This is a genomic window from Roseivirga thermotolerans, assembly GCF_014653175.1.
GTDB classification, from domain to species: domain Bacteria; phylum Bacteroidota; class Bacteroidia; order Cytophagales; family Cyclobacteriaceae; genus Roseivirga; species Roseivirga thermotolerans.
Window position 1 is genome coordinate 161,939 of the sequence record NZ_BNAG01000004.1, and the last position, 15,408, is coordinate 177,346.

Genomic DNA, 15,408 nt, shown 5'->3' on the forward strand with positions numbered 1-15,408 from the left:
ACTTTTTAACTTAAAGTCTCTGGAAGACCAAATGCATGGCCTTTGTTTCCGAAAGTAGTATACCGGTTGCCATGACCGGGCAGTGTAGTGAGCGGGAAACAGAGGTTTGCCGACTTCTTTTAATGCCCTAAAGCAGAACCATGAGCAAAACAATAAACAACACCATACTACAAGACACCAGTGAGTTGATCAGAGGCCTGGAGGCATTGGCATATCCCTCTCATGAGTGGTCTCGCGACAATGGAACCAATCGTTACTCAGCCCTTCGTCTCTGTTATCATCTAATGACCCGCGATGGAGTGAGTTACGATGGTAAAGTAAGGGCGAAAAACGCCATACTTATGGAAAGTGCCTTTGAAGGTATTGCCAAAAACCTGGATAAGTCGCTGAGCGATAGGTTGCGTGAAAGACTGAATCCCATTACACTGGAAACAGAGCAGGAGTCAAAGCTCACTCACAAGAGTATAAATGATGCAGCCAACTACTTTCAAGACTGTGTCGATGGTTTGCTAAGTGATTTCAGGAAAGGTGGCCCATTTGGGGGTGGTCTCAGCAATATTGAGAAATACCTTTTTAAACCGGTGCAAATTCAACTTCCTCCCCAAGATGCTCTGGCCGATCTTTTAGAAGATAAGCAGGTAACCGGCAGGCGATTCTATGCAGCCATATATCAACATGAAAAGGTGTTGAGCAAAGTGAAACACTGGGTTGAAAACGGAAAGTTCAGTGCCGATGAGTATGGGCTTTTCTTTACGCTTTTTCGCATAAAGTTGAGTGAATACAAGAGCATTTACCTTACCCAGGAAAATATGCTGGAAGACTGTCATTATGAGCCTGATAGTCTTCGCGGTGAGATTTTAAGCCGTATACCTCAAGAGCATGGCCAGGAACCCAATTACCATCGGTTATTGGAAGAAGGTATGTATACCGTGTGGTTAGGTAAGCAAAACCAACACATTTTACAGATGAGCGGTTTTGAGATTCCTTCCATACTCAATGTGGCTTTGCAGCAAAATGATAAAGCCAAGTTTCTGGAAAAGGTGTTGGACTTTAGTCAGTCTGACTTCAAGGAACAATACAATAAGGCTATTGAAATTATTTCAAAAGTGAAAGTGCGTAACATGGATGAGTTCCGAAAGAATCTTCATGCCGGACTTTACAGCGCAAGGGGAAGAGAAATGTTCCTGTCAGATAATAACAACTGGGTGTTTATTTCCGATGGTCAGGAATTGGCCGATTTTTGCATGAATAATGTGAAGATAATGGCTGAAGATATGGTTACTGAAGGGTCTATTACGGGAATTATTGGTGCCCTGGCCAGAATTGGAGTAAAAGCCTTTGGGAAAGGAGTGAGAGGGGCTACTTCGGTATATAAGTCTTTTGGCAATGAGATACTGACCATGACCAAAGACAATAGAAATATAAAAATTGACCAGATTTTTGAATAAGCCTAACCGGTAAAATCCAGTTGCATCCTTGCAATTCGTTCGGAGAGCATTTCTGTCGTGAATTTTTCGCGCAGGCGGTCTACCATAATTGGAAAGCAGAATGGAGTGGGCTTTCGCAGCTTTCTTACAATTATTTTTTGCTGGTTAATAAGGCGTAATGATTCGGTAAGTCTGGAGCGCTCGAACTGCAGGCTCAGCACTTCTTCATTGGCCTGTTTGAGCAACAGGTTGTTGGGGTCGTAGTCTTCAAACACTTTGTAAATCATGGTAGAAGAGGCCTGTAAATATTTAAATGACATGCCTTTGCCTGGAAAACCCTGAAAAATCAGTCCTGCTATAGTGGCAATGTCCCTGAATTTGCGCTTGGCCATTTCTGTGTTGTTAATACTGGCCTTAATGTCTTCCAGCAAATACTCCATAGAAAACAGGTCTAGCTCCAGAAAGTCTTCTATTTCAATATCTTGATCGGTAAGCAATTCGAAACCATAGTCATTAGAAGCAATTGAAAAAGAAATGGGTTGACTTACTGAAATGCGGTATGCCGTAAGGGCAGCCAATACCTCGTGGACATACTTCCCCTCAAACGGATAGATATAGATGTGAGTACCTTCATCAGACTTTATTTGCTCAATGAGTAGCTCATTCTGCCTTGGAATGGCCGAAAGCTTGCCTTGTTTCTCCAACAATGGCTTTATGCAGTTCATCTCGGGGCCTTCGAATTTTCCCACGGAAGCATCATGGATTTTCTTTCGGAGTTGATTGGAGAGTAGCGATGTGAATGAGGCTTTTCCACCTCCCCAACGAGGAATGGGGCCGGTTTTCTTCTTCGATTTACGCACATGGGCAGTGAGGTCTTTGAATCTGACCAACTCCAGATTAATGCCCGCAAACCAAAACGTGTCACCTATTTTGAGTGAGGAAATAAAGCTTTCTTCCACCGTTCCGATATAAGCTCCCGATAGGTATTTAACTTTTACTACCGGGTCTCCCACAATGGTACCCATAGAAAGCCGGTGCCGCATGGCTGTTCTCCTGTCGTTTACCTTATAAAGTCCGTCAGGCATTATTTCCACCTTGGCGAACTCATCGTAGGCACTGAGCGAATGCCCTCCCGTGGTTATAAATTCCAGGCACCATGCCCATTCTTTATCTGTGAGCCCCTTGTAGGCGTGGGTGCTTTTGATCTGACGGTGTATTTCTTCGGGGTAAAAACCCGGCCCCACGGCTAGTGTTACCAGGTATTGAACCAACACATCATAGCAGTTGAGCAATGGCGTGCGGCTTTCAAACTGCTCTTGCTCAATGGCTTCTTTGAGCACTGCGGCTTCTATTAGTTCAAGCGAATGTGTAGGTAGAAAATAGATTTTACTGGTAGCTCCCGGGCGGTGGCCGCTACGGCCGGCCCGCTGGAAAAAACGTGCCACACCTTTGGGGCCTCCAACCTGAATAACCATGTCTACCGGCCTGAAATCTACCCCAAGATCGAGCGAGGAGGTACAAACCACACACTTTAACTTTCCGGCATGCAGTGCCTCTTCTACCCACTGTCTCACAGCCAGATCGAGCGACCCATGATGCATGGCCACCAGTCCGGCTAGCTCCGGTGCCTGATCCATCATTTTCTGGTACCAAATCTCTGTTTGCGACCGTACATTGGTGAAGAGAAGTGTAGAAGTATTGGCCTCCAATATGGGTAGTATTCTTGGGAGCATGTTCAACCCCAGGTGTCCCGTCCACGGAAGGGTGTCTACATGGTCGGGTAGCAACGTTTCTATCTCAATTTTTTTGTCTATATCAGCTTTAATAATGGCGCAATCTTCAAGCTGATCGCCCAAAAGCACCTGTGTGGCTTCTTCAAGATTGCCAATGGTTGCAGAAACTGCCCAGGTTTGGATGGGTTTAGGGTTCAGGTGTCTGAAATAGGCTAGGGCAAGCTCCATTTGTACCCCGCGTTTGCTTCCCACCAATTCGTGCCATTCGTCTACCACAATGGTTTTTAAATTTTTGAAGAGTTTGGGAGCATCTTTTTGAGCCAACAGTACATGAATGCTCTCCGGAGTGGTAACCAAAGCCTGAGGCATAGTTTTCATTTGATTTTGCCGCTCTTTGGTAGAAGTGTCTCCCGTACGCAAACCAACCTGCCAGTGCAGTCCCATTTCATTACTGGCCATTTGCATGGCATTGCGAATATCCTTGGCCAACGCGCGCAAGGGAGTGACCCAAAGCACCTGTAAACCGGTGGTTTTGGAAGAGTTTTGCAAGGCCGCCAATACACAGCCCAGCCAAATGGCATAGGTCTTCCCACTTCCGGTTGGCGCATTTAAGAGACCACTTTTGCCCTGTAGCAAAGCTTGCCAGCAGTCTTGCTGAAAGGCATGGGGTTGCCAACCTTTGGCATTGAACCAGCGCTGAGCGGCTGTAAAATCAAATGTAGTTTTTGAAGTCATTCAGGGAATAAGCTTTTGAAAATACTTAATTCCTGAACCAATGAATATGTTTTGTGGCTGAAGATGTGTTGAGCACCACGAAGAACCGGAAAGCCGTTTAGAAGGTGGCTTTGTAGTCAATCCGCATGTTCATGAGTCTGAGCGTGCCGTTTGTGGCATTTAGTTTTAAGGCACCACCATTATAATAGCCTAACTTCTTGTTTACTTTTATTATTACCAGATACTCTTTGTTGTTAGTGTCAATCTGGTAAAAGCCTGATTTGTTAGGGATTATGATAAACTTTGGTTTTACTTCTTTCTTCTCCAGCAATTTTAGATCATAAAATTTGGTGCCGTCTTTTTCTATCATAGCGGCCTGCAACTGGTCCAGTTTAGAAGTTTCGAAAAAGTAGAGTTCGTTTCTTACCGTATCAGGTGCATTTGTTTTGCCATCAGTAGAGGGCATAAAATCTCCTTCAAACTTTAGTACATGGCCATGATAACCGTTTATAATGGTTGGAGAGGTGATTTTATTGCTCATTTTTACTTTATAGGAGAAGTAGAAATTGTCTTGTTGAGGCACGCTGTCCTTCTTACAAGAAACTGCAAAAACGGCAAGTATGAGTCCGATAAGGGCAACTCTTATTTTCATGTAGTTTTCCTTTTAAGGCCACGAAATAAATAAATTCTGTGGCTAATACAGCAGATATAACAGTTAAAGATTACTAAAAGCCGTTTTCACACAATGTCTGTTGGCTAGACTCGGGTGATGATTTATGTATAGATTTTTAAAAGTGGGTAAAATATTGACTGTTTTAACAAACGATTCCGTAGAAATTGATTAATCAGGTTTATAAATAATGCTATATGTGATAAGTTAATAATCAAAAGTAGTGAATTAGGTTTGTTTCCAATTTGCTAATGATTTCAGAAGCTTAAGAAGTTGCCCCAATGAAGAAGATAGTTTTTACAGACCTTGATGGTACCTTGTTAGACCTTAAAAGTTACTCGTATGCCCGGTCCAGAGAGGCCGTAGAGTTTCTTCAAAACCGTGAGATTCCTTTAGTTTTTTGCAGCTCAAAGGCCAGGGCTGAGCAGTTGGCCTATCAGGAAGCTCTGGGTGTTCATCATCCGTTTATTGTGGAAAACGGATCAGCCATATACATTCCTAAAGGGTATTTTAAGCAGCCTATCCCATTCAATACTTATCACATCAATCAGTTTGAGGTGATTGTGGTTGGTGAACCTGTAGAAACAATTCGAGAAGCAATTGCGAATCTTAGAGAAAACTTACGACTTTCTTTTCTCTGCTATTGCGATTTACCGGCCGAAGAAGTTTCTATGTACTTGGGTATGGATCTTAATTCGGCCAGAAGGGCCATGCAACGCGAGTTTTCAGAGAGCATACTTCAGGGCTCACTCTCCCAGCGCTTTTTCATGGAGCTAGATAAGGTAGGCTTCAGAAGTATTCCCGGTAGCCGCTTTCAAACCATAGTTTCCAAACAGGCCCATAAGGGCAGAGCCATTGAGCTGCTATTAAAACTGTACGAGCAGGAGTGGGGTGAGGTATGGAGTTATGGAATTGGCGACCATGTGAATGACTACGAAATGTTTAAGGCGGTAAATGAGCCTGCGCTTGTACAACGCCCAAACGGAGAATGGGCTGTGTTGGAAGAACCTTGTGCACGCTTGATTAACGCAATAGGGCCGGAGGGATTCTCGCAGGCGGTGTATGCCATGGTTGGGCCACAGCACAGGCAGGCTGTTTAGAGGAATAAGTTAAAAGTAAGAACCCCATTGCCTGCCGGCATACCATTAGCCGGAAAACAATGGGGTTAGTCAGTTAAAACCGACTTTTACTGATTTATTCGTGGTCTATTGTTGAGACCAATGGTCTTTCATTACAATGGCCTCTTTGGTTACGGTTTGACCGTTCATTTCAATTACCACTTTGTATGTACCCGGACCTACTCCTTTGGTTTCATACCTCATGCTTTCCATTCGGTTTTTGATGTCTTCTTCAGACATGCCAAAGTTTCTGAATCGGTTAGCCATTTGCTCAAGATCTCTCTGTGAGCGCTCTCCGGTAATTTCTACAAACCTCCAGATAAAGGTGTTTAGGCCTGCTGAAGCATCGATGGCAGACTTATAAATTTCCTTGGCTCCTCTGTAAATCTTAAGGTTGGCTGTTCCTGCATTTTTCACATGGAAGTGTATGTGGCTTCCGGGGGCTCTGCTTTCTCCATCAAAGTTGGTGTAAGCTGTTACATTGCTAAGTCCGCTAATGTATTGCACGGCAGGCTGAATGTCGAACAGAGTAAGCCCGGCATTGAGGGTCTGAGCATTCATTCCCTGCAATGGAGAAATATCGGCAATAAAAATACCGCGTCCGTGAGTGGCCACAACCAACTCATTTTCTCTTGGGTGAATGACCATGTCGTAGGCCGGATTGGTCGGCATACCGGTCATAAACTTGGTCCAGTTTGCGCCACCATCAATGCTGGCAAAAGTGCCCAGCTCAGTTCCAACAAACAAGAGGTTAGGATTTTTGTGGTCTTCACGAATAACATTTACACCACCATCAGGTATGCCAGCGGCTATAGAAGTCCACGTTTTACCCCAGTCGGTAGTTTTATAGAGGTAAGCTTTAAAGTCGTCTCTTCTCATGCCATTAAAAGAAACATAGGCCGTTCCCGGATAGTGAGCAGAAGCTTCCACTCGTGTTACCCAGTACTCCGGATTGTTTGGAATATTGGCATTTAACTTAGTCCATGTTTTACCTCCATCTCTGGTTACGTGTACATTTCCATCGTCAGTTCCGGCCCATAGTTCATTGGCATCTAGCGGAGATTCTTCCAGCGTGGTAATGGTTCCGTACTGTATGTTGCCTGTACCGTTAGCTTTTACCTCGTCATTATTAGAAAGGTCGGGGCTAATTTCTTCCCAGCTTTCACCTCTGAAAGGTGATCTTACCACCTTATTTCCTGCATGGTAAATGACATCAGAATTATGCTGAGATACTACAATAGGAGCATTCCAGTTCCAGCGCATGTTTCTGTCGCCTCTGTAGCGAATGCCATACGTTTCTCCGGTCACCATGTCCACTCGTTGTAGTGGGCCAAATTGAGACTCGTTGTACAGATATCGGTTGTTGGTACGGTCTACCACGTTGTACATACCATCTCCACCACCGGTTCTTTGCCATGCTTCAAAAGGAATTGGTCGGCCGTCTTTTGAAGTGCTTGGACCACGTACAGAGCCATTGTCTTGCAAACCGCCATATACGTTGTAAGGGTAGGCCATGTCTACATCTACTGCATAGAACTGTGCCAAAGGAATTTCGTCAGGATGATACCACGTGGCACCCGCATCGTAAGTAATGCCCATACCATGATCGTAACCTAAAAGCATGTGTTGCGAATCGGCAGGGTCTATCCACATGGCGTGGTTGTCTCCTCCAAAGCGGAAGGGCTGGCCCCAGGTTTTACCACCATCTTTCGTTTCCCAAACACGAATACCCAGTACGTACACATGGTCTTCATCGTTGGGATCTACTCTTACCTGCTGGTAGTAATAAGAAGGATAACCACCTACATCTTCGCCATCAGGGCTTATTTTTCTCCAGGTTTCTCCACCATCATCTGATCGGTACATTTCTGTACCTTTTACAGATTGCCCTCTTTGCAGTGGAATACCAATTTCAAGCATTCTTCTTCTCTCTTCCGTAGAAATGCCGTCAACGTTTACGTTTTCGATATTGGCATAAACCACTTTAGAGTTTCCGGGGGCATAAGCCACTCCAATTCTACCTATGAAACCACCCGGTAGCCCGTTAGTAAGCTTTTTCCAGGTTTTGCCGCCATTGGTCGACTTGTAAATAGCACTGCCTTCTCCACCTTCATTGAAAGTCCAGGGTCTTCTGATTTTATCGTAAGCAGCAGCGATGAGTGTGTTGGGGTCTGAAGGACTCATAGCCACATCGACCACGCCCACATATTTGCCATCGGCTTTTTTAACTTCCAAAACCTTTTCCCAGCTCTTACCGCCATTAGTGGTTTTGTAGAGGCCTCTTTCGGGGTTATCGGAATATAGATGTCCAAGCGCGGCCACATACACTACGTTGGAGTTCTTAGGGTCTATGATAATACGGCCAATATGGTGAGATTCCGGTAAACCCATGTTTTTCCAGGTTTTACCTCCGTCTGTAGATTTATAAACACCATCGCCCCAATAAGAACTTCGTGAGTTGTTGGCTTCTCCTGAACCTACCCATACCACGCTTGTATCGCGTTGGTCTACGGCCACGGCTCCAATAGAAATGATACTTTCGTTATCGAAAATTGGTTTCCAGGATTGACCGTTGTTAGTGGTTTTCCATAGGCCGCCAGAAGCTGTTGCGGCATAAATTACTTTAGGAGCTTTATCTACAACCGCAAAGTCTACGTAGCGGCCGCCCTGACGGGTAGGTCCTATTTCCCTGAATTCGATGGATTTAACCACCTGATCAGGTATTTTCTGTGCAATTGTCTCCGGTAAGGCCAAAAGACCAACTAAAAATGCCAGAGACAACCTTCTGAATGTTTTAGCAGTAAGGTTTATCATATTTCTTATGGTTATGGCTTTGAAATTAAGGCAAAAAGCAACCAGTACAAAGGTGTGTTTGGGCTATTACATAAATGGTAAAAAACCTGTTGGTTGTAATTGAAAGAGCCTTTAATAAGGGAGCATACCCGGAAAGATGTTAAATTCATGAATTCATCCAAGAAGCCTGTTGGGTAAAAACTCCCGGGTTCAAAAGAACTATGAAACGTCTGTTCTACTTTTTTCTGATTAGTTGTTTAACGGCCCTGCCAGCTTTAGCTCAAGAGAGTCTTCAGGAGGTATACAATGCCGCTGTTGCTGCCTTTGAGGCTAAAGACTACCATACATACCTGGAAAAGATAAGAGAGGCCAACGAAATGAGGCCGAACCATCCGACCATAGTGGCTAAACTTGCGGGAGCCTGGGCACTCACCGGGCGCAAGAGCCGTGCGGTGCAAACCCTACAGCAGATGCTTCTAATGGATGCTACTTTTGATTTTACTTCAGCGCCTGAGTTTGAGAGCCTGAAGAACTACAGGGGCTATGATGATTTGCTGGAACTGCAGGCCAGGTTGAGCAAAGTAGAGGTACACGATGAGGTGTTTCGGGTCATTAATGCAGGAATGCTACACCCGGAGAGCTTTGTTTTACTCGATAGTGGAGAGCTGTTGCTTGGTAGCATTCGCGAAAAACGCATAGTAAAAGTAGATACGAATGGTTTGGTCTCTGACTGGATCGATTTGCCTTACAGCGTGTTGGGCATGAAATACGATGCTTTGCGAGACCATTTATGGGTGGCTACGGCAGCTTTTCCGGAGATGGTGGACTTTAACCCGCAAGACGAAGGCAAAAGCATGATTGTGCAGGTTGATGTTTCGGAAGGTAGAATTCTTCATGGAGTGGAATTTAATGATGGTTCGGTCATTGGCGATGTGCTGCTGGATGACAGGCAACGCATTTGGCATAGTAACAGTGCTAAACCCTTTCTGGTGAGGAATGTAACCGACACGGCTGAGTATTATGGAGCTTTTTCAAGGAAATACATCGACCTGCAAGACTCTCACTTCAATCTACAAGGACTCACTCTCAATGACTCTCAGCGTTATTTATACTTTGCTGATTATATATCGGGTATTCACCGGGTCGATCTGCAAACGGATAAAATAGAAAAGGTTTTTGCCAGTGAGAATATCTTGTTGAAGGGAATTGACGGTTTATATTTCTATAACAATACGTTGCTGGCTATTCACAATGGAGTTAAGCCTTACAAGGTCGTACAGTATTTTCTGGACGAGTCGGGCCTTTTTATCGATATGGAGCGCATCATTAACCGTGGTGGTGAAAGCTTGGGCGAACCCACCCTGGGGCAGGTAAAAGATGGCTATTTTTATTACCTGGCCAATAGCCCATGGGCTGCATATGATGCCAATAAGAACCTGTTGCCAGAGAAGGTAAGCCCTATTGAAATAAGAAGAATTAAACTGGACTAAGCAACTAAATACCCCAACCTGTCAATGAGTAAACCCAGAAAAGATGCGCCCCTTAAAATGCCCAGATACCGTGGCGGAGATGACGCCATGCTTGCTTTTCTGCAGGACAATCTTAACTATCCTAAACAGGCACTTGAACAGAAAATAGAGGGCGTTGTTGAGGTGGCTTTCGATGTGGACGGTAGAGGTAGGGTGTTCAACGCACGTGTTATACAAAGCCTGGGTTTTGGCTGCGATGAGGAGGTGCTCCGTTTGGTTGAGCTTCTTAAGTTTGAAAAAGCCTACAACAAAGGCAGAAATGTGTGCCTGCATAAAAAGGTGAAGGTACGGTTTAAACTGCCACAGGCTAAGCCTGATCCTTTGGTACGTTATAGCCTGGTTCCGAACAAAACCGAGAGCAAAGAAGAAAATCCTCAAAAAATGAGTTACACCATTCGGTTTTAATGATTTCTCCAGAAAATTTGGATAACAAAACTAAGTGACGATCGTTAATTGTGCCTTGTGATTGTCTTCCTTCGAAATAGTAAGATCGTACGGTGGGTTTGGGCCTTTATGGCCCTGTACTTGTTCAATATTAGTGTTGATACCAATCATTCCTATCCTGACGGGTTTCTTCAAGAAGTAGGGTTCAATGAGCAGGATAGTTTTATCGAGCTTATTCTGGAAGAAGTTTTGGGTATAGAAAATGCCCTGGCTGAATATGATAATGAAGACAGTGAGGAGCACCGCAAAAAGGAAAGCAGAATTAAAGAGTTGCTCTTACACAATGAAGGACTTCCCGAAAACCACCCCACCATTTTTAAAGCCAAAAAAGAGCGATTGTCAGCGTACCGGAATTCTTTTTACAGTGTTTTTTTAGATTTGGATACCCCGCCACCCAAGGGTTAATACCCCTTACAAGGCTTGTATACGCTACCCTGATAGGTTTTTTCTGCTAACAGGCAGTACTGCCTACTCATTGGGGTTGCAACAATTGTGGCCTGAGCTGCTGAAGAAACACACCGCTTCCTCAGCAGCCCCTCTATTTATTGAACCACATTTTAAAACCTGAATAACAAACATGAACATCATAAAATATTGGGTGCCGGGCTTGCTATGCCTTTTGAGCATCCGAACAGCGATAGGACAGACCAATGACGCTCAAAAAGACAGCATCTATATTGCTGAAGTGCAGGATTCCAGAAAGCCCTACAAAGTATTGCATGCCGAACCTTTATACATAGACCTGATTCGCGACCTTGGAGCCCGAAAGGGAGAAAAGGAATGGAACATTGGCCTTGGGCTTACCGATAATTTGAACTTCGATTCATACGAAGCTCTTGTGGAATATGAGTGGGCTCCTGTAGACAGGCTGGGGTTGGAGGTAGAATTGCCTTTTACTTTTTATACACCCCTAAATGGAACCTCACGAGAACTGTTGCCCTCTAACCGGCTCAATAGTCTGAAACTGGCCGCTCAATGGACCTTTCTGGTAAGTGAGAAGAGGGCCACTTCTATGGCATTGGGCTATATCAATGAGTTTGAATTGTCTGACTTTAGAAACTTTGGAGAACCCCTGGTAAAAGGAAATATTTACAACCCGTTTTTAGTAGTGGCAAAGCGCTGGGGAAATAACTTTCATTCCCTTATATATACCGGGCCAATGATTGAACAAATGTATGAGAGCAAGGCTGTAACTACTCACTACGATATTAATACCAGCTTTCATTACATGATATCAGGCACAAGAAATTTTATTGGTATAGAGTTTAACAAAACCTTAGGGCATGCCGATTTTGATATGACCATAAGGCCTCAGATGCGGCTGGGATTGGCGGAAGACCTTCTGGTAGGAATTGTGGCTGGTATTCCTGTGCAGCGAGAAAACCAACGGTTTAGCAGCTTTGTAAGGCTCATTTGGGAACCCGGACATCGTACTAAAAATAAAAAGAGACATCATTAACCCAATGCATTAATTGACCGGAAGGAGCTATGTAGGCAGGGTTTCTTCCGGTTTTTTATGTCCCAATTACTTTAATACCTTATCCTGCGTTCTTCCACCTTAAGCACCACACCATTACTGTAGGTGGTTTTCTTTATCCAATTGCCCAGGTGATCGTATTCGTAAAAGGTAGCGTACCTGTCTACAAAGGTGCCCTTTAAGGTTCTGCTTTCGTACTCCACCAAATCGTTGTATACATAAATTTCTCTAAACCGGGCCCTGTAACTAGTCGTGTCTTCCGTGTTGTAGTAGCCTTTAATAACCACTCTGGCTGAGTCGTGCTGTATTTCTACTAGCTTTTCTGATGGCCAGCCGCTGGCTTGGTAAAAAACAGTTTCGTTGACCAAAGAATCAGGAAAATGCCGGGTATGGCTTACGGAATGGAGCAGTTCATTTTTTAAGGTTTTGGCAGTGGTTCTAAGCCCCCGGGTATCGTAGGTATAGAGAATCTCGGTGCGTAAGTTGGGTTTTGGTTCTTCCGGCTTAGTGTTGGCCGAAACACCGGTGTTGCTCACGATGTCGTAGTATTCATCGCTCACCAGATCGTTCTGGCTGTTGTAGGCATAGAGCCAGTATCGGTTGAGCTGTTGGGTGCCACGATACTCTTCTTTGGAAATCAACTGCAATCGATCGTTGAAACGGAGTATGGTTTTGGAGTGAACTGTACCAGTGACACGATACACCACCTCTTCAGATGTTAGATCTTCATCATTGTAAGTGTAGGTAATGCGGGGAATACTCTCGAAAGAGTCTGTGCGAAGTTGCTCAATTATTCGACCGTGGGTATCGTATAGGTATGTTTTGATAGGGCTGCCCGTCTTTTTGAAAACCACCTTGCGGAGCCGGCCCAATTCATAAAAGTATTGTCTGGATATGGGCGATTTATACAGACGTGCAGAGTCTCTGTTGTAGTTATACTCTTCGATGCTAAACTCCTGAGGCTGCCCCTTCAACTGGGTGTCTATCCATATTTCTTGTAAGTGAGAAGACTCAAACGAAGGCAAAAGACGGGGAGACTGAGCCCATACGCAGTGTGCTGTGAGAAGTAGAAAAGTAATAAGGCGCATTAGCTAAATATACTGTGAATTAGCCTTATAGGTAAAGTACACGAGATGAAAATAATGTGCGTTAGCCTTTTGAGCCCGGCAGTACGCTAGGGTTAGTGGGAAGTAAGTGCCTGCACATTGATGGAATGGTGGGAATAAAAAGCTGTCTCAAAGGTCGGCTAAGTTGGTTATTCTTAGTTTGACCGGGAATCTCGATTGGGTATTCATCCTCTAGCTTTACTTACTTAACCTGAGTTCGATGTACGAAAAGAACGTCATGCCGGAAAAACAGGGCTTAAACTCTCAAAAAGGCCTGTTTTATCCGGTATCTCAACAGAGCCTAAATGAGATTGCGGATATTTTCCTTTGCGTATGTAAAGTTTTCAGAGGAAAATTCCGCAATGACGTCCTAAGGGGGACATTTTACTACTTCCTTACATCGAACTCAGGTTACTTAAGTCCCATGGCGTATGTTTTGACATTTTGTCGCCATTTGTGTCTTCACAATTGGCCCATTTCTGGTGCTGTGAAGGCACAACTTATAGCTCAAGTGATCTATTTGCTTTTATGCGATCTAACTAAATAAATAACCCTCTAACCTTACAAGAAGAAGATTCCCGCGCTGTATTGGGAATTTCGTTTAGCCTTTGAGACAGCTTCTTTGCATAGGGGGTAACAGCTGTTTATCTATTACAAGAGCGTATATCTTATCTTGTCATAGTTTTATATTTTTTAATAACCGGCTGCAGCATCATCGCCTCTTGGGTCTGCACCAGCTTCCAGTCGGCCGTCAGGCAAAACCAGTATTGCATCAACCCGGCCCATGGCTCCACCTTCATTCATGGTGTGGCCCATTTTTTTGAGTTGAGCAACCACAGCACTATCCAGGCCATTGCGCTCGTATCTTACCTGGTCGGGTAGCCATTGATGGTGAAAGCGAGGGGCTTCTACTGCCTCCTGCATACCCATTTCAAAATCGACTACATTGAGAATGGTTTGAAAAACAGAGGTGATAATCGTACTTCCACCGGGTGTTCCTACAACCATAAATAGTTTGCCATTACGGGTTACGATTGTGGGCGTCATAGAGCTGAGCATGCGTTTTCCTGGTGCAATGGCATTGGCTTCACCGCCAATCAGTCCGTACATGTTCGGTTCTCCGGGCTTAATACTAAAGTCATCCATTTCATTGTTGAGCAAAAAGCCGGCACCGCCTACAAATACTTTAGAGCCCATACCTCCATTGAGGGTAGTGGTTACGGAAACCGCGTTTCCTTCTTCGTCTACCACCGAAAGGTGGGTGGTTTCTTCACTCTCATAGGCCATGGGTTGGCCAGCCTGAATTTGCGCACTTGGTGTAGCCACGTTAGGGTCGAAGTTTTTCATTCGCTCGAGGGAATAGTCTTTAGACAGCAAGCCTTCTCTGGGCACATCCCAGAAATCCGGATCGCCAAGGTGCTTGGCCCTGTCGGCATAAACTCTGCGTTCGGCCTCTACCATGGCATGTACTGCAGCCACACTATGAAAGCCCGACTTTTGTAAGTCCAGATTTTCTACGCTATTGAGAAGTTGCGCAAGCGCCACACCTCCGCTCGATGGTGGAGGCATGGAAATGAACTCATAGTCTTTGTAACTTCCCGTTATGGGCTTGCGCCACGCGGCCTCATATTGTTCCAGGTCTTCCAGCGAAATCAGGCCATTGCCGCGTTCCATTTCTTCCACAATGAGTTGGGCAGTTTTTCCTTTATAGAATCCATTTCTTCCCTCATCTCTGATGCGGATTAGCGTTTCGGCCATTTCCTCATTCCTCACAGTGTCGCCTTCTTTCCACTCGCTGCCTTCATTGGCCAGAAAGAAATCGGGCAACACGGTATTGTATTCAATAAATGCCTCTCGGTTACTATTTAGCTTTCCTGCTTCACGTGCTGTTAAAGCCCAGCCATTGGCCGCTATGTCTATAGATGGTTGTACCAATTCAGCCCAACTCAGTCGTCCGTATTTCTCATGGGCAGCCGCTAGTCCAGCTACGGTTCCGGGTACTCCGGCCGCCAGGTGGCCACGGGTACTGGCTCGGTCTATTACCTCCCCATTGGCATCCAGATACATATCGCGTCCTCCGGCCAGTGGAGCTTTTTCGCGGTAATCGAGGGTAGCAATTTCGCCATTGGCCATTCGGCTTACCATAAAACCACCGCCTCCAATGTTGCCTGCTCCGGGATACACAACCGCCAGGGCAAGTTGGGTAGCAATAGCAGCATCAACAGCATTGCCTCCTTTTTGGAGAATGGATTTACCAACCTCTGAAGCCAAAGGGTGGGCTGAGACCACCATTGCTTTTTCGGTAATAAGACCTCTCTTTACGGTAGCCTTTTCTGCGGGGCCTGCACAGGCCCACAGACAAAGCACTAATACTAATGATGCTGCTTTTTTAATCAT

Annotated in this window: 11 protein-coding genes; 6 read left to right on the forward strand and 5 right to left on the reverse strand. The window is 44.9% G+C overall.

Annotation, left to right across the window (positions count from 1 at the left end; translation table 11 throughout):
* The first annotated feature begins 140 nt into the window (after nucleotides 1-140).
* On the forward strand, nucleotides 141-1,448 hold the full coding sequence (locus IE164_RS14440) for a hypothetical protein (protein WP_189630963.1): 1,308 nt from the start codon (nucleotides 141-143) through the stop codon (nucleotides 1,446-1,448).
* 2 nt (nucleotides 1,449-1,450) lie between these two features.
* Here IE164_RS14440 and IE164_RS14445 read toward each other — a convergent pair whose 3' ends face one another.
* Both IE164_RS14445 and IE164_RS14450 read right to left on the reverse strand, forming a co-directional pair.
* Nucleotides 1,451-3,895 carry a ligase-associated DNA damage response DEXH box helicase gene (locus IE164_RS14445; RefSeq protein WP_189630964.1) on the reverse strand — a complete coding sequence of 815 codons (2,445 nt, stop codon included), beginning with the start codon at nucleotides 3,893-3,895 and terminating at the stop codon, nucleotides 1,451-1,453.
* Nucleotides 3,896-3,992: 97 nt separating this feature from the next.
* The gene (locus IE164_RS14450) at nucleotides 3,993-4,526 is read right to left on the reverse strand and encodes a hypothetical protein (protein WP_189630965.1); all 534 of its coding nucleotides are present in this window, start codon (nucleotides 4,524-4,526) and stop codon (nucleotides 3,993-3,995) included.
* A 299-nt stretch (nucleotides 4,527-4,825) separates the two neighbouring features.
* Here IE164_RS14450 and IE164_RS14455 point away from each other — a divergent pair, with 299 nt between their 5' ends.
* Complete coding sequence (locus IE164_RS14455; protein WP_189630966.1) at nucleotides 4,826-5,644, forward strand: HAD-IIB family hydrolase; 819 nt, start codon at nucleotides 4,826-4,828, stop codon at nucleotides 5,642-5,644.
* Between the two features lie 105 nt (nucleotides 5,645-5,749).
* Here the strand turns inward: IE164_RS14455 and IE164_RS14460 are convergent, their stop codons facing one another.
* Entirely contained in the window at nucleotides 5,750-8,476 is a 2,727-nt protein-coding gene (locus tag IE164_RS14460; protein ID WP_189630967.1) for a VPS10 domain-containing protein, read from the reverse strand.
* 200 nt (nucleotides 8,477-8,676) lie between these two features.
* On the opposite strand from IE164_RS14460, the gene IE164_RS14465 reads away from it, so the two are divergent.
* The 4 genes from IE164_RS14465 (at nucleotide 8,677) to IE164_RS14480 (ending at nucleotide 11,887) form a co-directional block, all read left to right on the forward strand.
* Nucleotides 8,677-9,945, forward strand: coding sequence for an SMP-30/gluconolactonase/LRE family protein (locus IE164_RS14465; protein WP_189630968.1), 1,269 nt, complete (start codon nucleotides 8,677-8,679; stop codon nucleotides 9,943-9,945).
* Between the two features lie 24 nt (nucleotides 9,946-9,969).
* Nucleotides 9,970-10,389 carry an energy transducer TonB gene (locus tag IE164_RS14470; RefSeq protein ID WP_189630969.1) on the forward strand — a complete coding sequence of 140 codons (420 nt, stop codon included), beginning with the start codon at nucleotides 9,970-9,972 and terminating at the stop codon, nucleotides 10,387-10,389.
* 57 nt (nucleotides 10,390-10,446) lie between these two features.
* Nucleotides 10,447-10,833, forward strand: a complete 387-nt coding sequence (locus tag IE164_RS14475; protein WP_189630970.1) for a hypothetical protein — start codon at nucleotides 10,447-10,449, stop codon at nucleotides 10,831-10,833.
* 172 nt (nucleotides 10,834-11,005) lie between these two features.
* A complete protein-coding gene (locus IE164_RS14480) occupies nucleotides 11,006-11,887 on the forward strand; it encodes an HAEPLYID family protein (protein ID WP_189630971.1) in 882 nt (293 codons plus the stop codon).
* A gap of 71 nt (nucleotides 11,888-11,958) precedes the next feature.
* Here the strand turns inward: IE164_RS14480 and IE164_RS14485 are convergent, their stop codons facing one another.
* Nucleotides 11,959-12,993 carry a hypothetical protein gene (locus IE164_RS14485; protein ID WP_189630972.1) on the reverse strand — a complete coding sequence of 345 codons (1,035 nt, stop codon included), beginning with the start codon at nucleotides 12,991-12,993 and terminating at the stop codon, nucleotides 11,959-11,961.
* Between the two features lie 711 nt (nucleotides 12,994-13,704).
* Entirely contained in the window at nucleotides 13,705-15,408 is a 1,704-nt protein-coding gene (gene ggt / locus IE164_RS14490; protein ID WP_189630973.1) for a gamma-glutamyltransferase, read from the reverse strand.